This window comes from Anaerobacillus sp. CMMVII (assembly GCF_025377685.1).
In the GTDB taxonomy this organism is placed as follows: domain Bacteria; phylum Bacillota; class Bacilli; order Bacillales; family Anaerobacillaceae; genus Anaerobacillus.
The window spans coordinates 46,151-67,146 of sequence record NZ_JACEHK010000018.1; the positions used below are offsets into that span (position 1 = coordinate 46,151).

Sequence of the window (20,996 nt, forward strand, 5' to 3'; positions counted from 1 at the left end):
AGGCTGTTTTTGCAAAGTTTACTGCTTAAGTAAATACTAAGATTTCACTACTAATTTAGTAAGTAGTGCTCTTGTCTTACTCAATTTATTGAGTGTTGTCTTCATATCATGAATTTTTACAATTATTTTAGGTTAAAAAGCAACAAGTTTTTTTGTGCGACGAGTAACCGCAGGAGCAATGTTTTAGAAAAGAGCTTTTTACAATGACTGTTTTCAAATAGAATATTGATTTTTCAATTAGAGAGTTATATACCTGAAACACTAGAGTTACAAGGAATCTTTCTAACTTAAGACTAAATTAAATTAGATTAAAAACAATGTTTTAGAAAAGTGCCTTTACAAAAAAATAAATATCTCGAATAAGTTGTCCACCTCATACATACGCTTTAATAAATTTAATTTTAGGACAGGAGGACAACATAATGTACCAAAGCATGTTTTTAATTGGCCTTCTTTTCATTTTTGTAGCATTTTGGATCTTCATCTTAAGTTTAATGAAATTTTTTCCGCTCTGGCTCTCTGCACCATTATTATTGTTATCTATTGTCTTTACTGTTCATTGCTATAATGAGAAAAGGAGATTTCGAGGTTTTTCCTAATACTTCTATAGGGATTATGGCAAAAAGGCTGTCAATGTAGAACTTACCACATAATTTTTTGGTAAGTAAATATACATCGACAGCCTCTTCTTATGACTTACTCTTCAAATAATAATTCTTCCATCTCATTTAGCGTCTTCTCAAACACCGCTAACGCATCTTTAATTGGATCAGCGCTAGTCATGTCTACACCGGCTCTTTTGAGAACTTCAATTGGATAATCAGAACTTCCTGCCTTTAAGAAATCAAGATACCTGGCGACGGCCGGCTCCCCTTCTTCAAGAATTTGCTTCGATAAAGCAGTGGCAGCACTATAACCTGTCGCGTATTGATAAACATAGAAATTGTAGTAGAAATGAGGAATTCTCGCCCACTCTAAACCAATTTCTTCATCAATAACGATGTCTTCCCCAAAATATTTTTTATTTAACTCATAATACGTAGATGTTAATAGTTCAGGTGTTAAAGGTTCGCCATTTGCAGCTTTTTCATGAATAAGTTTTTCAAACTCTGCAAACATTGTTTGACGAAAAACTGTTCCTCTAAACCCTTCTAGAAAGTGGTTTAATAAGTATAGTTTCTTCTTTTTGTCTTCGGTAACCTTTAACAAGTAATTATTTAACAAAGCTTCGTTACATGTAGATGCAACCTCAGCTACGAAAATCGAATAGCCAGAATAGTGATACGGCTGAGTCTTTCTTGAATAATAACTGTGAACTGAATGTCCGAACTCATGGGCCAACGTAAAAAGGTTATTAATGTTGTCCTGCCAATTCATTAATATATAAGGCATTGTACCATATGTACCAGATGAATAGGCCCCACTCCGTTTTCCAACGTTTTCTTCAATATCTACCCAACGTTTTTCAAAGCCTTCTTTAATAATACTCACATACTCTTCGCCAAGTGGTTCTACCCCTTTAATGACCAGCTCCTTTGCTTCTTCATAAGGGATTTCCATTTTCACATCTTTTACCATCGGTGTAAATAAATCATACATATGGATTTCGTCAAGCTGTAGTACTTTTTTACGTAATGAAATATAGCGATGTAATAGATGTAGGTGATCATTGATTGTATCAACTAATTGGTCATAAACAATTTCAGGAATGTTGTTTTTGTCTAGCGCTGCTTTGCGCGCTGATTCATAATTCCTTACTTTTGCATTAAATAAATTTTTCTTTACATTACCACTAAGTGTACTAGCTAATGTGTTTTTAAATTTACCATATGTTTCATAAACTGCTTTAAATGCATCTTCTCTTACACGACGATCATTGCTTTCTAAGAAGCGAATATATCGACCATGTGTAACCTCAATTTCTTCCCCATTTTCATCTTTAATTGTTGGAAATTTAATATCCGCATTATTTAACATTCCAAATGTATTAGAGGAGCTCTGAGTAACTTCACTAACTTGTGCAAGTATCGCTTCCTCTTTTTCAGATAATATATGAGGACGACCACGATTCGTTTCATCTAATGCATGTTTGTAGACCTTTAAATCGTCGTTTTCTGCCACAAACTCATTAATTGTTTCCTCAGGAATACTTAACAACTCAGGAATAATAAAAGACGAGTAATTACTAAATTGTGTTGCTAACGTCGAAGCTCGATCATTTAATCCTTGATAAAAGGAATTCGTTGTATCCTGATCATTTTTTAAATGTGCATAAACATATAATTTCCCAATGCGCATACTAATTTCATTTTGATACTTTAGACACTGGAAAAGCTTATCACTACTCGTTCCGAGTTGCCCCTTAAATTGCTGTAAATTAGGCATCTCTTCTTTTACTGAATTAAATTCAGTTTCCCATGCTTCTGCGTTTGAAAATATTGCTTCTACATCCCATGTTCTTTCAACAGGTATTTCTTCACGCTTAGGAAGCTGTTTCATTTTTGTTTGCTCTGCCAAAATAAGCACCTCCGTATTTCTCTACATTTAAAAAGCTCATTTCATATATATTGTTCGCTAAGCAAAAGAATTAATCCTTTATTATCAATGAAAAAATATTACTATTCCCGAAATAATAGTCTAGTAATTGAATTCAATATAGTGTCGTATTACTTGTTGATCTTTGGTGTAGGCTTGTTCTAATGTTTTCTGATGAGATACTTCTTGATTTTTGATAAAGACTTCATAATCCATTGTTGTTAATACCTGAATGTGACACAAAAACTTTAAATAATGTTCAATTGCTAAATAGAAACTCATACTGTCGAATAGAGGCAGAATTCTGAGTTTGAAAACTCCTTTATTTACAAGAGTCTTAAACGCTCGTTTCACCAAAGTTATATGAAACTTTTCCCCTTCCTTTTTATTTGTTACAAATATTTCAAGTAACCAACTTTGCCAAATATAAGTGGGTGTTTCAATGAAATAGTGGCAACAGATGGGTACTCCTGCTTCACTAGGAAAGAGCCATAAAGGTTGTCCTCTTTTAAGATATAGTTTTCTAAGAAAATGTTGAGAATGACTTAGATGAGGGCGAGGTGTCCTCCATAACCTTTTAGTATGAAGCCATGTATCTATTTGAAGATGCTCTTTATAAGGTTGATAAAAATCCTCAAATGAACACTGATTTATTGATAGAATTGTTGGGGTTGTTAAGGAAAGGGTTGCTGAGATCGCTTTAATGTTTTTTAGGAAAATAAAGGTTTTGTTTTGTGGACAAAATGAAATAATTTGGGGAGATTGCTTTAAAACAGAAGTAAGGTTTGTAGAAAAAAGCCATTGAAAGCTAGATAAGCGATACGCATTGTGGAATTGGCGTTTGAGTTGATTTCCACCTAATATCCAAAATGGGTAATAACCAGAGTCTTGATAGGTACGGGTTCGCTTTATAAACGTTTCTGGGGAAATTTTGGCGCATTGAAATTCAATTACAAAAGACTTTTGGAGGTTCTTACTAATAGATCTGGTCTTTGTTTTACTTCCTTTAAATACGGTTCTAGCTCGACGTCTAATTCTTGATTTTTTAACCAATTAAATAGTAATTTTTTGCCCTCGATATGGTAAGTAGTCTCACCTTCCATTTCATCTATACAACTTAGTTTTCTTTTATGAGCAAAGTGCCAGGCTTGCTTCGTTCCCAACTTTATGATGACTTCTTCATAACAGACAGGGCAGAAAAACTTCTTCCTTTGGCGAAGTTCAAGTAATTCCTCTTTTTGCAAATTCAGACTAGATAAAGATAGAAATTTTCCTTCCTCATTTTGCGCAACTAACAATAAAGCTCCCTCCTTATTTTAATTTATGGTTTATAGTGTAGAGTTTAGAGTCTTAAGCGTTGTTCCGAAGCCTTACACTATAACTCTAAACAATACACTCTCAACTACTAAAGTAACGGTGATAACAACCTAGAGGTAGACTCAACAATACGTTTAAATATTGAACGTCTTTTAAACTTTTCATAAGTAATAATCGTTGAGTGTTCCATGTCGTAAATATAATCTCCAACGAGTGTATGAACGCTTTGTGTTCTATATAGAAAGGCGTTCACCTCAAAATTCAAATGAAAACTTCTCATATCCATGTTCGCAGTGCCAATTGAAGCTATTTCCTTATCGACAATTAAAATTTTACTATGCATAAAACCACGGTTATATTCATAAATTTTCACTCCTGCTTCTAGTAATTCAGGGAAATAAGACCTAGATGCATGGAAAACAATCCTTTTGTCGGGTCGGTTTGGCACAAGAATTCTTACATCGACACCGCTTAGCGCAGCTATTTTTAAGGCTGAGAGGATATCATCATCCGGGATAAAATAAGGTGATGCAATCCAAATTGACTTTTTAGCAGAGGTAATCATCGAAAAGAACAACTTTTTAATTACTTCCCACCTTGTATCAGGTCCACTAGCAATCATCTGAACTCCCCCTAGATGATCCAATGTCGGTAGGTCTGGGGATAGATAACTCTGTTTTAGTAACGTTTCTCTTGTCATATAATACCAATCACGTAGGAAGATAAGCTGCAACGTTCGAACTGCTTCACCTCTTACAAATAAATGTGTGTCTCTCCAATGGCCAAAATACGCATTTTTCCCTAGATATTCATCACCTATATTTAAACCACCAACAAAAGCAAGCTGAGCATCCACAACTATTATTTTTCGATGATTGCGGTAGTTGATACGATGGTTTAATAATGGCATTTTAACAGGGGCAAAAGCCACCATTTGGACCCCAGCCTCTTTCAACTGTTGAACATAATATTTTGATAGTTGAAAACACCCTACTGCATCATAAAGAAACCGTACATTCACTCCTTGACGCGCTTTCTCAATTAATATATCTTTAATTTCATTGCCGATCTCATCACTACGAACGATATAGTATTCCATATGAATATGGTTTGTCGCTTCTTTTAGCGCTTTTAAGATATGGGCAAATGTTTCTTTCCCATCAGTTAAGACCTTTGTTTCTGTCGAAAAGGATATCGGACTATTAGCTAAGCGGTGCGCAAGTCGAAATAATAGCTGTTGGTCCTCACCCATTTTTCCTAACTCACTTTCGTCTAGCGGTTTATTGCCTTCAATTCGATCCAAGGCCTGTTCATCCATAATGGCTTTTTCGGTAAATGTTTTCATTTTACGATGGTTTTGTCCAAACATCAGATAAAAGAAAAAACCTAAGACCGGAAAAATTGCTAGTACCATTAACCAGGTAACAGTACGTGATGGATGACGATTTTCTAAGAAAATTACAACAGCAATAAAAAAGCAGATAATGAAAAGAGAATGCTGACACTTCCAACAATCCATCCTTCCCAATAGTCTTTTGTTATGTATAAAATTGTTCCGATCAAACCTAGAAAAACTAATATTTGCAGTTTCTTTTTCATTTTTTACTCACTTTCCCTTTTTAAATAGAAGCTATTGTCTATTTAAGTAGTACAAAAAAGGGGCGGGCTCTACCTAAAAAAAGATAATAAAAATATGAGACCTTCTCTTCTATCCGAGGTGCCTATAATTTATCTTTTTCGAGGAAGTGCCTGACCCAACGACGTCAGCCTATCATTATTTCTGGAACATCTTTCGTAATCCCTGTAAAGCCTCATCACCGATGATTTCTTTGCCATACTCCTGGATACGATGAATTGTAATTTCCGACTCGTGTCCAAATTCAAGAATTTGACTCAGGATATCATCTTGTTCCTCTTCAGGGAATTCATCGGTGAACATAACGAATAAATAATAACGATTTTCAAAGTGATAAAGGGCATTTTTGAATCCCCTAACCTCTAAATGATGGCTCAAGGAGATAATATCTTCAAAATCTTGAAAGCCAATAACAAGATCTAATAACTCCTGTTCCTCATCCTCGCGATCTCGATATTTATTCTTTACGAAGTTATCATCTAGCATGTCAACAATATTTTCATCAACTGGGATGTTTATCTGCTCATTGGAAACAGGAATTTCTAACCTAACATTGCCATCAGTAATTTGCCCTCTCGTAACGATAATTTCAAGTCCTTTATCAAGAGCTTGGACTTGAATCCAGAGTGGCCCCTCTAGTTCAAAATTCTCTTTATCATTTGCTTCGTTTATCATCTCAAAAAATAGTTCTTCACCACGTTCACGGTTATACCAAATCTCTTCCCGATCAAAGCCTCGATTCTCAATATCCTTGTACGTAATATAAAACTTAATGGTCGATTCGTTTAGTCTTTCAATCTCCATATTTCTTCTCTCCCTTCTGGCGAATTCAAATGGCGGAAGGGATTACTATCCCCTAATTTTTATACTTGCAGTCCCGTCATCTTTTTCACTTAAGAGTTAAACGGTTTATTCATTTCTTTTTCCATCAAAGGGATATTTTAGGCCCTTTTTCTAAAAAGGTTTGTTGCGTTACATCCATAAACTGTGGTCAAAGGATACTCAACTTATCATGGGTGAAAACAGCCATTTAAAAAAAGCAATTCCTTTTTCATATATTATACTTCTATTCTATGATAAATCAATTAAGAATGGAAATTATATGCTAACAAATTTATACAGTGAATTTTTCATCTTTTTTTTCTAAAAGTGGAATGAATTACTCATCAAAGTGATATGTTTAGTTAATAAGTTGTCCCTTAAATTAACAATTTATGATTAATGTAGTTACTATTTATTTATTCATTCCATTATTATGAGGTGTGTCCATGAGCCTAGAGATGGATTTTCTTATTCCATTATTAACAATTATTAGTATTGATATTGTCTTAGGTGGTGACAATGCAATTGTTGTAGCCTTAGCCTGTCGTAATTTACCTGAACGAATTCGCAACAAAGCTATCTTGCTTGGAATTGGTCTAGCTATTTTTGCAAGAATTACCTTAACATTATTTGCAGTTTATCTATTACAAATACCTATGCTTATGGCTATAGGTGGTGCCTTGTTATTGTATATTTCCTATCACCTATTAATTGATATGGAGGACGAAAGAGAGATTCAAGGAAGTATTACATTGATGGCTGCAATAAAAACAATTATTGTCGCAGATATTGTCATGGGGTTTGATAACGTCCTAGCAGTCGCAGGAGCGGCACACGGAAACAAAACACTAGTAATAATTGGATTATTAGTTTCTGTCCCTATTATCATTTGGGGAAGTAAAATTATTTTAGTTGCTATGCAGCGCTACCCAATTGTTATTTACATAGGAGCTGCTATCCTTGCTTTTACAGCCACTAAAATGATCGTCCATGAACCCTTATTAGCCCCACTTTTTACAAGTCATCCCTTGGTTTCAATCTTCTTGCAGATTAGTTTAGTAGTTGCAGTAGTGCTCATTGGATGGGTCATGAAACGATTACGAAGAAGTAATATTGAGTTTAGGGCTTAGAAGCAAAAGAACAGTAAGAAGTGCACAAGCATAGCAGGAAACACCCTCTAGCTTTGTAACATTTACGTGTCGGTTAATGACATCTGCTGAATAGTATACTTTCATTGAAGACTACTAGATGGATGTAGGAATAGACGGTATCTCAAGAATGTAAAACTAAATTTCTTACTAAAAATAAGAGAAGAGGCAGTAATGACTGCCTCTTTTCGCATGTATTATTCGTTTGCTGCTCTTTGAGCTTCCTGTAAGAAAAATGTTCTAACCTTGCGCGGTAAGAAACGACGAATTTCCGCCTCATTATACCCCACCTGTAAACGCTTTTCGTCAATAATGATCGGTCTTCTTAAAAGCCCTGGGTTTTCACTAATTATCTTAAATAGTTGTTGTAATGATAAAGATTCTACTTCAACATTTAACTCCTGAAATACTTTAGAACGAGTTGAAATAATTTCGTCTGTACCATCTTCGGTCATTCGAACTACTTCCTTCACCTCATCAATCGTTAAAGGTTCTGCAAAAATATTTCTTTCTACAAATTCAATATTATGTTCCTCTAACCATGCTTTTGCTTTTCTACAAGATGTACAACTTGGGGATGTAAATAGAGTTACCATTTTCCAATTCTCCCTTCAAATATCTTTATCTAAAACTAATGTTTGGTATGTGTAATGTTAGTTGATATAAAAATTATACAATAATTATTCTAATTTGAACACCCCTGATTGAAAAAAAAATAAACAAAATTTATACACTCTGTACATAGTGAGAACTTAATAAACTGCTCTTTACTCTATACCCACTTTCTTTTTTTTTGAAACTACAACGAAAAAATTAGACCCACCTTAATGAGAATTAATTTTGTACAATCTCCCAAATATATAGTAAATTTAGACATGGATTTATGTTAGATGGTATAGATACCATTGCTTAACAAATATTAAACACAGATTTATATTTAGGAGATGAAAAAAATTGAAACGTTTTGGACTAGCCTTTGCTTCAATATTTCTCTTATTTGCCTGTTCTACAAAGGATATCACTAGTGAAACAACTACTGGTCAACAAATTCCCGTTGATCTTGCATCTGTTCAAGAAATTAATTTAGAACAAAAATTAGAAATCCCCGGTCAAGCATTACCAAACGCAATCATCCCCCTTTTTACGACAACTCCTTTTAATGTTATTGAAGTAAATAAAAAAGTAGGGGACAAGGTATTTGCGGGAGAGCAAATTCTAAGGTTAGACGATGAAATTGTGCAACGCCAAGCCAGTCAAGCACAAAAAGCAGTATCTGAATTAGAAAAGGGGATTACAGCTGCTAAGCAACTACAAAAAAATGTTGATAGTGAATACGCAGAAATTCAAAAACTTCAACGAGAGTTAGAAGCATCTTTAGATAAATCTCGACAGTTAATTAGTTCGTTAACAGATGAAGCTGAAGATATAAATTTATTATTGATTATCCAGCAATCTTTAGAAACTTCATTAAAGCAGGCAGAGCTTACCCAAGCAGCTGGCAAGATTGGAAGTTTACCTCAAATAAATGTCGCTGAATTAGAAATACAACTTGAGGTTGCGAAACAAAATTCCCGCCAAGCTCAAATGGCCGTTGAAGCAACTACGTTAACCTCACCGATTAACGGAACAATTGCCGAGCTAAATGTCACGGAAAATCAAATAGCACCACCAAATAGTGCTCTGGCCACAGTCGTTAATCTAAATCCAATCATTGCGACATTTCATGTCAATAGTTATCAAGTTGTACAATTAGCAGAAAATATGAAGGCAACTTTAGTAATTGAGGGGCTACAAAATGAGATCAAAAGTAAGATACAAGTTGTCTCTCCTACCATCAATCCACAAACGAATTTATTTAAAGTAGAAATCCCTATTGAGAATGATGGTGAACGTATAAAAGGTGGTATGCGTGTCATTGCGTATATTGATTTAGGTGGAATTGAAAAAGCAAATGTTATTCCGACTGAAAGTATTCTTTATGACGAAAATTCTCCTTACGTTTTTATCGTAAAAGATGGCATTGCTAAACGCCAAGATATTACACTAGGTATTAGAAGTGGTAATGTAATTGAAGTCCATGAAGGGATTACTTTAGGTGATCAAGTAGTAACCAGAGGGAAAGAACGATTAACTGATGGAGTAGAAATAACAGTAAGAAACGAGGATTAAAATGAAGATTGCAAAATTATCTGTACTTAAACCCGTAGCAATGTCTATGGTGATCGTTTTAATTTTGATATTAGGTTTAGTTTCTTTGCGTGATCTACCTGTTGATTTATTTCCTGAAATGACCTTTCCTGTTGCTGCTGTAACTGTAACCTATAGTGGAGCAGGTCCAGAAGAAATTGAACAACTTATTACAAGACCTATTGAAGAAATTATGTCAAGTATTCCCAACGTTGAGTCCGTATCGTCTACTTCTAGGACTGGAGGGGCTCTAATCCTTGTTTCATTCGGCTGGGGAACTGATATGGATTTTGCTACTCTTAATATGAGAGAACGTCTCGATTTAATTAGAGATGGGCTACCTAGGGAAGTTCCAATGCCAATGGTCCTTCGTTTTGATCCAAGCCTATTACCAATTACACAGCTTGCCATAACTGAGCCGAATGGTGATTTGATTGCTGCTAAAAAGATTGTAGAAAATGAGATCAAGCCATTCCTTGATTCAGTAGACGGTGTAGCTGCAGTAACAGTAGAAGGAGGAACAGAACAGGAAATCCAACTATTAGTTGATCCGATTAAACTTACCAGTTTTGGGGTTAGCTTAAGTCAACTACAACAAATTATTGGTAGCGAAAATTTAAATATCCCTGGTGGTTCGCTAGAAGACCAAAACCAAAATTTACCGATAAGGATTACAAGTCAATTCACTTCTCTTTATGACTTAGAGACTTTGCCAGTCCCAACAAAGCAAGGTACTGTTCCGCTTGGAACTTTAGTCGAAATCTCAGATACAACGAAACCAGTTTTACAAGAAAGTTACTTAAATGGTGAACCTAGCGTTGGATTATCTATTCTAAAAGCTTCAGGAGCTAATACTGTAACTGTTGCCAGAGCCCTAAATGAACGATTAGATGAAATAAAAAAGAAACTACCAGACGGTGTAGAAGTAAAAGCGATTTTTGATCAAAGTAAGTTTATTGAGCAGTCAATTCGTGCAGTTGCTTGGAATATGCTCTTGGGAAGTATTTTAGCAGCAGGGGTTCTCTATTTGTTTTTACGAAACTTTAGAAGCACGCTGATTATTGGGTTTTCAATTCCTATTTCAATTATCACGACATTCCTCTTCATGTACTTCAGCGGTCAAACTTTGAACGTACTAACCTTAGGAGGGTTGGCACTAGGAATAGGGATGATGGTTGATAACGCCATTGTCATATTAGAAAATATTTACCGCTTGCGCCAGTTGGGGTATTCACTAAAGGAAGCTGCAATTGAAGGAACAAGTGAGATAGGTGGTGCCATCGTAGCCTCTACGTTAACTACGGTTGTTGTTTTCCTCCCTATTGTTTTCGTTGAAGGTTTAGCTGCTCAGTTATTTAAACCATTGGCTTTAAGTGTTGCATTTTCGTTACTTGCTAGTCTATTTACCGCATTAATTATTGTACCTCTGCTATCATCTACCTTTATGAAAGTGAGTGAAAAAGACTCCTCTTTTCAACATGGTTTTACGCGGATAACAGAATGGTATAGAAATCTTTTAGAGAGAGTTTTAAGAAAGCCAAAATTTACAGTTTTGATCACTTTCGTCTTGTTTTTAGCTTCGCTTGGCTTAATACCATTTATCGGTCAGGAGTTTCTCCCTGCACAAGATCAAGGTTTTGTTGGAATTGATGCCAGATTACCTGCTGGTAGTTCGCTTAAGGCAACGTTTGAAATGGTTCAAGATATCGATCAAATTATTGCACAAACACCCGAGATAGAACTATCCTATGTCACTGTTGGTGGATCTGATAACTTCTCTTTGGCTGCTGGGACACAGACAAATAGAGCGAATTATAATCTTTTATTAAAAGACTTATCTAACCGAAACAAGAGTGATGTTGAGGTTGCTGAGAACATTCGAAATTCCCTTTCCACTATTCCAAATGCTGAAATAAGAGTTTCTGCTAGTGATTCTGGTTTCACAGGAGACCCAGTATCAATTACAGTGAAAGGTGCTGACATCGAAACATTACGAATCATTTCTGATGAAGTCATTGAGATTATCTCAAAAGTAGACGGAGTCAGGGAACCTTCGTCAAATTTCACCTCAGGAAACCCAGAAATCACTGTAAATATTAATCGTGAGCGAGCTTCAACCTACGGGATTGGTAGTGCACAAATTGCAGCTACAATTAATGATGCAACAAGAGGATTAATAGCAACTAAACTTGCGAGAAGTGGAGACGAAATTGATGTTCGCTTAATCGTCGATGATCGCTACACAACATCTATTGAAGCTTTATCACAATTACTAATCGATGCTCCGACCGGAGAGAAGGTACCTCTACATGCGATTGCATCTATCGTTAGAGAACAGGGACCTAGCCAAATCCGGCGTGCTGATCGCCTGCGTGAGGTGACTGTTAGAGCATCTATTTTAGATCGAGATTTAGGAAGTATTATTGATGAAATTGAAGAAACTTTACGACAAGAAATTTCACTTCCAGTTGGATATCGTATTTCTTTCGGTGGGCAAAACGAACAGATGCAGGATGCTTTCTTTAAATTAGGTGGAGCAATTGCGTTAGCTGTGGTACTGGTATACATGGTCATGGCAGCTCGCTTTGAATCATTCTTTTATCCATTTATTATCATGTTCTCTGTCCCTGTGACTGTGATTGGGATTTTAGTTGGACTTTTCATTACCTTTCAACCCCTTGGTGTCGGCTCTCTGGTAGGTATATTGATTTTGACAGGTATTGTCGTCAATAACGCGATCGTATTAATTGATTACATAATCTTATTAAAAGCTAAAGGTATCGATACATACGAGGCAATCTTAGAAGCTGGTCCAACAAGACTACGCCCAATATTAATGACTGCTCTGACGACGATCTTAGGTTTAATTCCATTAACATTAGGTTTTGGAGAAGGAACAGAAATCCAACAACCTATGGCCATCGTAATAGTATTTGGTCTAAGCTTCGCAACATTTATTACACTCGTGCTAATTCCGGCCATCTTCCTATTATTTGACCACTGGCGGGAAAAAAGAGTTAAGAAAACTGTAGAGTTTTGAGGGTTGAGGGGTTTGCTTTAAAGAGAGTTAGTGTTCATACTATAAAAGGAGAGGATGCTTCAATGAAGCATCCTCTTTAATCATTATGCAATTGTTCGAGAACTTGATGAAACAGGACTTCTACCAGGAATTTTTTGCCACCCTGGCAATTTCTTTTTTAATTCTTTTAGAAGTTCTCTTTTCTTTTTACGTTTTTTGTCTCTACCTTTCATTTCCAACACCTTCCTTATAGAAATAAACAGCAGGTATATTGTTAAGTTCGATCTTCATTAAAAGAAAGAACTTCGTCAACCTTTTCATAGGCTTCACCATATAATTCTTCATCTTTATACGTATGAATGGTTTCATACGTTTGCTTCATCTTGTCAAAAATCGTTTCTTCATCCTCTTCTTCGGGTGACCAATAAAGAATTTCAAGTTCAGTAATTTCCTTTGTTGCCAACGATCTTCGTTTATAACCAATTGATTTCGCATGGTGAAATCCCTCACGCTCATAAAAACGTAATCGTTTTTCAGTATCAGTATCATCATAATCAACTGGCTCTACTTCTAAAATAATTGGCTTTAGCTTATTTTTTAGTTTATTTAATAATTTTTTCCCTAACCCCTGACCTCTTGCATTTTTCGAAACAAACAAGTAATCAATGAAGAGGAAATCATCCATTTCTACATACATCATAACATGATTTGGGCCTTCATCTTTGTGATAAATATCTCCTTTTTCGCTTAACAATAATTCCATGTGCTGTTGTGACTTCATTTCCTCAATAGGGAAATATTGATTCAGCTTTTCATACCAATTCATGTTTACCTCCAGAATTAAAAGAAATACTCAGACGCCTTTCAAGTGACTCTATTTAAGTTAGAAAAGATGCCCCTAGACCTTGATGTTTCGGTTTAGATCGATCTAATTGAAAACAACAATCCATGCCAAAATGGCCTATTTAAAAGGCAAGATTTAGCCCTTACCATTTACAATAACATGTCTCTACTAGTAGTATATGCGAATTTTAACTTTTGTTAAACAAAGTTTCTAATCATTTCAGATTTTGTAATAAACTTTAGGCTTTTTTATTACTTTTTTTGTCCATCATCAGATAAAAAGCGCAAAGGAGATATCCCTTTGCGCAATTATTACTCCAGCTTATAGTTTACATTTTGTGTATACCGATTTCCGGCATTCCACAACAAAAATTCTCTAATTCCATTTTCATAAAGTGCCTTAATTTGTGCTTCTACTTCCTCTTTACCATAAACTCTATAGTTCCCTGCTCCCAAATAAGATGCGGTAAAATCTTGGAGCCAAGGTCGCGACCTTGGTTGGTTTTCTAAATTCCCCAACACTTCATTTTCAACCTTTGCATACGCTGATACTAATTCGTAAGGGTGTAAATCTGGTTTCGCAATCCCAAAATAAGAAGTCCAATGGCTAGGGTAAATCATTGAGGAGATGACGTCCACGTTTTCCGAAATTCTTGAAAAGTTTTGCCCAATTCCTGGTGCTTCAGAAATTGTTGCAGAATAACCGAAAATATCCACAGAAACATCTACATTGTATGGTTCGAGCTTTTCCCGAGCATAAGCCACGAAATCAGTAACAGCATCCACACGTTTTTGAACATTGTCTCGTTCTTCACCTTGATAATCACCAATTCCATAGGTAAGTGCTTCATCGCGCCTTTCAAACCCTTCTGGAAAACGAACATAATCAAATTGAATTTCCTGAAAACCTAACTTTGCAGCTTTTATGGCAATATCTACATTATAATCCCAGACTTCCTGTAAAAACGGATTTACAAACGCCTCACCACGTCTATTTTTCCAAACCTTACCATTCTCAGTAAAGGATAAATCTGGGCGTTTTTCAGCAAGAACCGAATCCTTAAACACAACAATTCGCGCAATTGGGTATATCTGATGTTCTTCTAATCGCTTCATCAATTCCGCTGGATCTTTAATATAACGCTGACTAATGTCTTTATAAGGAGATTTTTCATCTGGCACATATGTTAAATAACCAAAATCGTCTTTAATATCAATGACCATTGTATTTAAATCTGTTCGATCTAGAAGATCAATCAGCGAGTTAAGTCGTTCCCCTCCTGCCGAATGACCAGTTACGTAAATTCCACGAACAGCATCTGGGTATTCAAAATTAAATCCCGAGTCGAATGAAAACCTTACTAATTTATCTGGAATTTCAGGTTTTCTTAATTCAGTTTGTTTTAAAGAGTGCCCCGAAACGGACTTTTCAGCATACGTTGCTGTCGTTGTAACGATGCCTACTAATGTAACGATTACAAACAATGTAAATAGCTGCTGAAACCTTTTCCCCATAATGCACCTCAATTCTATTAATCTTCGTCTTTTACATCAATGTCTACTGGTAAATCTTGCAACTGCTCTTCTCTCCATAACAGAATTTCCTTCTCAATTTTATCCCTTGTATTAGTAAACTGATCTTTATTTACTAAATATTGTTCTCCATCATGAACAGCACGTATATTCCCAATTTTTATTTGCTGAAAAACGTAGTCTGGTGACAAATGTAAGTAATCAGCCAATTCTTTTATAGTTATATACATTTCTAACCCTCCCTATTTTTTATTCAGCAATTTGTCTCTTTTATAAGGATTATACATTTGTTCGGGATGAATACCAATAAGTTCATCACATAATTTAGACATTTTTTGAGCTTTTACAACAAATCTTACACTTAATATCCCCGTTTTCTTTTGGTTTGAACCTTGAGTTTATCTAGTTGATTAGTTAAATATATCTATTCAAGGCGAACTATGCATGTTTAGGCAAGCTAATGATGTCATACACTTTTACTAAGAGATACGTTAAAAATTTATTCACTTGCATTCATTTTATAACGTATGTATAATATTAAAAATATCTAAAAATACTGATAATTCTAACCCAAAAAGGGGCATGTATTCTCTTTAAGGAGCTAAGCTTTGTACTAAATTTTTTTAATAAGGCTTCTTTCCAAAAAAATGTTACTTTTTAAATAGCTAGTAATGACAAGATATATCAAGGTCTAGGGGGCTTCTTTTTTAACATTCGTAGGTGTTAACGCAGAAATATGGATTATTTACTGAACGCTTGCCCAACAAAGTTTAAGAAACGAGCCTAAAAGAAACACAAATAAATTGAGGAGGTAAACATGATGAGAGACGTCACTTTATTATCAATATTTGAGCATCGGATTACCCAAAAATATGTAAAGAGGTCCGGTATGGCCCACGCAATTGCTGCAGCTTATCATGCCTTTAACCTCTCGAAAAAGTATAAGGTTAATCCTGATTTAGCTACAAAAGCAGCTTTCTTACATGACATCGGCCATTACACATGGTATAAAAACGGAAAATGGGATTATGAGTTATATAAACAAAATGATATTCACGCAATTAAAGGTGCTGAACGAGCTCACAAATTATTAATAAGACTTGGAGAGCACCCAAAGAAGGCGAAAAAAATTGCTTTAGCTATTTTATTGCACACTGACTCTTATTTACCTGAAGGCGAGCTTTTTTTAGATCCTCTACAAAAGGTGGTCGCTCTAGCAGACGAAATGGATGAGGAGCCAAGCGGAAACCACCACTATAGAGAGATTGATGATGAACGAGCAAGACGGCTTCTCGCTAAGCTGGACAAAATGATCGACAATGAGTTATTTCAGTTGCAGTTGAGTCCTCGAACAGCTATTTTGTGAAACTCTTATCGATAAATTATTTAATCTTAACTCAATCATCTACAAGAAAAGCACAAGCGCCCTATGAAAAAGAATAGTGTGCTTTCCCCTAGGAAAAAGCACACATACTTTTTCCCTGTTTAGCCCCGACAAAAGCTACTGACCTCGAGGGGATAGGGCTTGCGCTAGACATCACCTAAGATATTTAAAACCGCTTATCTTCTAACGAATAAAATCTAACGAGGTATGAACGCGACTTAAATCGCATAATTGCTACTTAAAAAATGGATCGTTATCCACCATATCCATGGTTAACATACCATTCAAGCGTTTTACAATTTTCCCTTTATCATCAATAAAAATCGTTGTTGGAATCCCAATTAACTGATAGTCCTTCATTACCTTTCCTTCACCATCATAAAGGACATCATACTCCACCTGGTAGTGTCTGATGAATTCCCGAACCTGATTAGGATTAGGTTCTTCTTTTGTGACATTAACACCCAATATAACAAATTTTTCATTGTTGATCCGCAAATCTAAATCCACCAAAATTGGCATCTCTTCTTGACAAGGGGCACACCAAGTTGCGAAAAAGTTAATTAAGACTTTTTTTCCACGTAAGTCTTTCAAATTTACCAGTTCCCCATGTGCATTTAAAAGTTGAATGTTTACTGCTGTATCCCCTTGATATACGCCTACTTTTGCTGCTACAGCAGCCGCCACGACTTCCTGTTCTAATTGCTTCAACGAGCTTTCTGATCGCTGATAATTTGTGGCCAAAAATAAAAAAATAAAAAAAAGTATCGATAAATAAAGAAAGTTTCTTCTAACAATCAACACCTGCACCGCCTCATAAAAATAATTAGTCTCAAAGTATTTATAGTACATGTATATGCTTGGTTGTCTTTTCAATTACAGTTAGGCCAAAACCTATTTGCTTTTTTGGATATGGTTAAGTATAATTAGAAAAAAATTACTATTACAACTGCGATGATAAAGAAAAGTACATCTTGCTAAACTTTTAGAGAGTCTGTGATTGGTGGAACACAGATAGTAGCGGCCTGATGGAATGGGCTTTTGAGCATCCAAACCGAACAACAGATTCGTTCTAGTAGGCTTTGGCGTACGTCCTAACGTTATCTTGGACGCCGTATACACTATCAACTGTACGGTTATAAGTGATTCTACGTAATATTAGAATAATTAGGGTGGCACCGCGGTCCATTCGTCCCTATTGTAAGGGATGAGTGGGCCTTTTTGTGTTTTCCTAGAACTAACGAATAGGCTTATGTGTTCTTATTATTAATTTCAGATTAGAAAGGGAGAAATAAGATGAAGACAATATTTTCAGGAATTCAACCGAGTGGAACATTGACATTAGGAAATTATTTAGGAGCAATGAAGCATTTTGTTGAGTTGCAAAACGATCATAATTGCTATTTCTGTATTGTTGATGAGCATGCGATTACTGTTCCACAGGATGCAATTCAACTGCGCAAAAACATTAGAAGTCTAGCAGCCCTTTATGTTGCCGTCGGAATTGACCCAAACAAATCAACACTTTTTATTCAATCGGAGGTAAGTGCCCACACACAACTAGGTTGGATGATGCAATGTGTAGCTTATATTGGTGAATTAGAAAGAATGACTCAATTTAAAGATAAATCAGATGGTAAAGAAGCTGTTTCAAGCGCACTACTAACCTATCCACCATTAATGGCTGCTGATATTTTGCTTTATAATACGGATATTGTTCCTGTAGGTGAAGACCAAAAGCAGCATCTTGAGTTAACACGCGATTTAGCAGAACGTTTCAACAAAAAATATAATGAAATCTTTACTATTCCAGAAGTTCGAATTCCTAAAGTTGGTGCAAGAATTATGTCACTCAACGATCCAACTAAAAAAATGAGTAAGTCAAATCCAAATCAAAAAAGTTATATTTCGATGCTTGATGAAGAAAAGACGATTATTAAGAAAATTAAAAGTGCGGTTACAGATTCTGATGGAATCGTAAAATATGATAAAGAAAATAAACCAGCGATCTCTAATCTCTTAGGCATCTATTCACTTTGTTCAGGTAAATCAATTGAAGAATTAGAAAAAGAGTTTGTTGGAATTGGTTATGGCGACTTTAAGCAAGCCGTTGGTGAAGCAGTGGTTAGTACGTTACAGCCAATTCAAGAACGCTACAACCAAATAGTTGATTCAAAGGAATTAGATGACATTTTAGATTTAGGAGCCGAAAAAGCAAACCAAGTTGCTTCAAAAACGCTAGCTAAAGCCAAACGAGCAATGGGGTTAGGACGGAAGAGATAAGTTTTGAGTTAAGAGTGTAGAGTTTTGAGTTGGTGTGTGAGTTGCTTCGAAGCTATAGCTATCAGCTATCTAAATTCTAAATTGCAAATTGCATTGAAACAACAAAAGAACGAAGACATTAGTCTTCGTTCTTTTGTTATTTCACACTTTCTGCATGTTGGAGTTCCCATATTTTCTCGAAAAAAGGCTGGCCTTTTACCATTCGTTCACAAAGCTGATAATGATAAGTTGTCCACCCATATTTCAGTTCGTCAAAAAGTCCATGCCATGCTTCTTCAAAATTCATTTGTTGAATGCGTTCATAATTTGCAGGTGCCCACTCAGTATACCAATACCGGACCTCTGCTACATTATTCGTAGAGTATAATTGATCTAATACCATAAACAAAAGTTGCTTTAATTGTCGTTCTTTTCGGATAAGACCGCTCATTAATTTTGGGTCTGGCGACAATATGTGATGTTCTCTTGGCAAATCAATGTACTCGACGTAATAATCTTTTACATACTCATTCATGGCCAATTCGAGGACAATTTCCTCTTGTCTAGGCATTAGTCTGCTTTTTCTAATCGGTGTTTGATAACCCAACGTATCAACTGCAAGTACTTTTTTACCATCGGTAGCAATAAAGCAATAGTCTAGCTGAATTCGTTGATTGTTTTTTCTTTGAAAGCTTTGTTGGTAAACGGTGTTTAGTAGCTCTTCAGGTAGTTCTGCTAAATTATTTTCTATGTAATCGAACAACTTACTTGTTACCTTAATGATAACAACCTGATCAAGTAACTCAATCTTGTCATCCTTACGCCATTCAAAAAATTCGCAGACATTATACCCATTTTCTTCGCCTTCAAACCAGTTGATCCATACATCCCGAATGTGGACCATCACCAAGCCCCCTTGCTCTAAGAATGTTGTACAAACAGTATGGGCATAGGTGAGGAAATTTATTCCACTATTATTAATTCGAGATTTATTTTTGTTTAAACTCTTTTTTATCTCTTGGAAGCCGGGATGTAAATACTAATTAATATCATAATAAAACCAATCAGAAATAGGTGAAATTCTACTCTTAAAGCAATAAATTTTAAATAATAGACAAAAGTATACCCTGCTGTCACATAGTTTAAGTAAGCAATCATGCTAACACCACCAGATACAGCAAGTCCAAAGCCAATTAACAACAGAAAGAAGCGAAAAATCACAGCTTGTCCCTCAAACATACTTGCAGTTTAACGTTTGGCATATGTTTTCCTCCCTTTTCAGGTTATTGACTACATATAATTATTTCTGCTAAAAACAACAAAATCCTCTAAAAAAAATAAAGAGAAGTTATAAATACTTCTCTTCACCATATTTAGCGTAGTTCTTGACCAAATTCTGAAGCTTTTAAGATTTCTTTTGTATCTATTTTCAGCAGATCTTTCATTGTTATTTTATTATTCTTTTCTAAGTAAGCTTTAACAATTAAGTAACCTGCACTGTAACCGAACCATTTTGGAAATCCACGACCAGAGTAGTCGCCATACAAAAATCGATCATGCTTATCTTTTCCTTTCGTGTCTAGATATCTTTTCACTCGCAGCCAGTAAGGGAGAAGTTCCTCTTTCGTATACATCGATACCCAAGGTGCTAACACTGTCTCGCCGACTGTTAGTTCAACCGCCACCTCTGCCAACCCTTCAATAATAATCGAATCTAATAATGTTAATTCATGGAATTTTTTTTGTAAGGTGGCAAGTCGACAAACATGGTTATATTCATGGGTTAATAATGCTTGAATTTCACTTTTTGTTAACTCCTTAGTTAAGAATAACAAGATAACATGGTGGAAACTAACGCCCATTTTTCCCTTTAAGTCTTTCATAACGATCTCATTTCTTCTTTCCGCTGGAAAAACATAAATATTGGCGTCTTCTCCTCCCCATAATTCTCTTAATTTATCATAATGGGTTTGAAGTATTTCCCAAACACGCTTTTTTTCAAGTAGTTTCAATTCTTCATGTATTTTCGCATCAGGGTAAAACATTCCATTTTCCAAAAAATACTTATGAAGTTGAGTAGCATTGAATTCTTCAAAATGCTCTGCTATTGGTTCACAAAGAATATCTCGTTGAATTTGAAAGTATTGCATCGATGAAATTTCTTTTCTGCGTTTGATAAATTCTCTTACCAATAAGTTAGATTTTGCAACACCCACTTAACACACCTCCAACATTTCCTACTATCTATAGGTATGTTGGTGGATTGGAGATGCCACATTGATTTTTAAGGATGGCTTCTAACTATTTAGT

General features: G+C 35.4%; 17 protein-coding genes, 2 pseudogenes and 1 other annotated feature. Of the genes and pseudogenes, 5 read left to right on the top strand and 14 right to left on the bottom strand.

Translation table 11 applies throughout. The features are described from left to right. Positions 1-696: 696 nt before the first annotated feature. From pepF to mecA, 5 genes and pseudogenes are all read right to left on the bottom strand, one after another. The gene (gene pepF, locus H1D32_RS23885; protein WP_261180689.1) at positions 697-2,517 is read right to left on the bottom strand and encodes an oligoendopeptidase F; all 1,821 of its coding nucleotides are present in this window, start codon (positions 2,515-2,517) and stop codon (positions 697-699) included. A 120-nt stretch (positions 2,518-2,637) separates the two neighbouring features. Next, entirely contained in the window at positions 2,638-3,240 is a 603-nt protein-coding gene (locus H1D32_RS25700) for a hypothetical protein (RefSeq protein ID WP_483861132.1), read from the bottom strand. Further along, a pseudogene (locus H1D32_RS25705) lies at positions 3,214-3,833 on the bottom strand (competence protein CoiA); the annotation flags it as partial. The gene H1D32_RS25700 and the pseudogene H1D32_RS25705, both read right to left, overlap by 27 nt. A 107-nt stretch (positions 3,834-3,940) precedes the next feature. Further along, positions 3,941-5,451: pseudogene (gene cls / locus H1D32_RS23895) on the bottom strand (cardiolipin synthase). Positions 5,452-5,626: 175 nt separating this feature from the next. After that, a complete protein-coding gene (mecA, locus tag H1D32_RS23900; RefSeq protein WP_261180691.1) occupies positions 5,627-6,292 on the bottom strand; it encodes an adaptor protein MecA in 666 nt (221 codons plus the stop codon). Between the two features lie 464 nt (positions 6,293-6,756). Here mecA and H1D32_RS23905 point away from each other — a divergent pair, with 464 nt between their 5' ends. Then, positions 6,757-7,440, top strand: a complete 684-nt coding sequence (locus H1D32_RS23905; RefSeq protein WP_261180692.1) for a TerC family protein — start codon at positions 6,757-6,759, stop codon at positions 7,438-7,440. A gap of 215 nt (positions 7,441-7,655) precedes the next feature. Here the strand turns inward: H1D32_RS23905 and spxA are convergent, their stop codons facing one another. Continuing rightward, on the bottom strand, positions 7,656-8,054 hold the full coding sequence (gene spxA / locus H1D32_RS23910) for a transcriptional regulator SpxA (protein ID WP_261180693.1): 399 nt from the start codon (positions 8,052-8,054) through the stop codon (positions 7,656-7,658). 358 nt (positions 8,055-8,412) lie between these two features. On the opposite strand from spxA, the gene H1D32_RS23915 reads away from it, so the two are divergent. Together H1D32_RS23915 and H1D32_RS23920 are read left to right on the top strand one after the other, a co-directional pair. Then, positions 8,413-9,627, top strand: coding sequence for an efflux RND transporter periplasmic adaptor subunit (locus H1D32_RS23915; protein ID WP_261180694.1), 1,215 nt, complete (start codon positions 8,413-8,415; stop codon positions 9,625-9,627). A gap of 1 nt (position 9,628) precedes the next feature. Further along, the gene (locus H1D32_RS23920) at positions 9,629-12,685 is read left to right on the top strand and encodes an efflux RND transporter permease subunit (RefSeq protein ID WP_261180695.1); all 3,057 of its coding nucleotides are present in this window, start codon (positions 9,629-9,631) and stop codon (positions 12,683-12,685) included. A gap of 83 nt (positions 12,686-12,768) precedes the next feature. Here the strand turns inward: H1D32_RS23920 and H1D32_RS23925 are convergent, their stop codons facing one another. The 4 genes from H1D32_RS23925 to H1D32_RS23940 all read right to left on the bottom strand — a co-directional run bounded on the left by H1D32_RS23925 (position 12,769) and on the right by H1D32_RS23940 (position 15,270). Further along, positions 12,769-12,897 carry a hypothetical protein gene (locus H1D32_RS23925; protein ID WP_261180696.1) on the bottom strand — a complete coding sequence of 43 codons (129 nt, stop codon included), beginning with the start codon at positions 12,895-12,897 and terminating at the stop codon, positions 12,769-12,771. 41 nt (positions 12,898-12,938) lie between these two features. Continuing rightward, a complete protein-coding gene (locus H1D32_RS23930) occupies positions 12,939-13,490 on the bottom strand; it encodes a GNAT family N-acetyltransferase (protein WP_261180697.1) in 552 nt (183 codons plus the stop codon). Between the two features lie 329 nt (positions 13,491-13,819). After that, positions 13,820-15,022, bottom strand: a complete 1,203-nt coding sequence (locus tag H1D32_RS23935; RefSeq protein ID WP_261180698.1) for a putative glycoside hydrolase — start codon at positions 15,020-15,022, stop codon at positions 13,820-13,822. Between the two features lie 17 nt (positions 15,023-15,039). Then, positions 15,040-15,270: an excisionase family DNA-binding protein gene (locus tag H1D32_RS23940; RefSeq protein WP_261180699.1), complete on the bottom strand. Its 231-nt coding sequence runs from the start codon at positions 15,268-15,270 to the stop codon at positions 15,040-15,042. A 590-nt stretch (positions 15,271-15,860) separates the two neighbouring features. Between H1D32_RS23940 and H1D32_RS23945 the strand changes: the two genes are divergently transcribed. Continuing rightward, positions 15,861-16,406: an HD domain-containing protein gene (locus H1D32_RS23945; protein ID WP_261180761.1), complete on the top strand. Its 546-nt coding sequence runs from the start codon at positions 15,861-15,863 to the stop codon at positions 16,404-16,406. A gap of 252 nt (positions 16,407-16,658) precedes the next feature. Here the strand turns inward: H1D32_RS23945 and H1D32_RS23950 are convergent, their stop codons facing one another. Further along, a complete protein-coding gene (locus tag H1D32_RS23950; RefSeq protein WP_261180700.1) occupies positions 16,659-17,225 on the bottom strand; it encodes a TlpA disulfide reductase family protein in 567 nt (188 codons plus the stop codon). Between the two features lie 144 nt (positions 17,226-17,369). Next, positions 17,370-17,624, top strand: a binding site (T-box leader). A gap of 96 nt (positions 17,625-17,720) precedes the next feature. Here H1D32_RS23950 and trpS point away from each other — a divergent pair. Further along, entirely contained in the window at positions 17,721-18,707 is a 987-nt protein-coding gene (trpS, locus tag H1D32_RS23955) for a tryptophan--tRNA ligase (protein ID WP_261180701.1), read from the top strand. Positions 18,708-18,843: 136 nt separating this feature from the next. Here trpS and H1D32_RS23960 read toward each other — a convergent pair whose 3' ends face one another. From H1D32_RS23960 to H1D32_RS23970, 3 genes are all read right to left on the bottom strand, one after another. Next, entirely contained in the window at positions 18,844-19,590 is a 747-nt protein-coding gene (locus H1D32_RS23960) for a YjbA family protein (protein ID WP_261180702.1), read from the bottom strand. A 107-nt stretch (positions 19,591-19,697) separates the two neighbouring features. After that, positions 19,698-19,907 (bottom strand): YuzI family membrane protein, encoded by a 210-nt coding sequence (locus tag H1D32_RS23965; RefSeq protein WP_261180703.1) that lies wholly within the window; start codon positions 19,905-19,907, stop codon positions 19,698-19,700. Positions 19,908-20,059: 152 nt separating this feature from the next. Continuing rightward, positions 20,060-20,902, bottom strand: coding sequence for a DUF2268 domain-containing putative Zn-dependent protease (locus H1D32_RS23970; RefSeq protein ID WP_261180704.1), 843 nt, complete (start codon positions 20,900-20,902; stop codon positions 20,060-20,062). Positions 20,903-20,996: the final 94 nt, after the last annotated feature.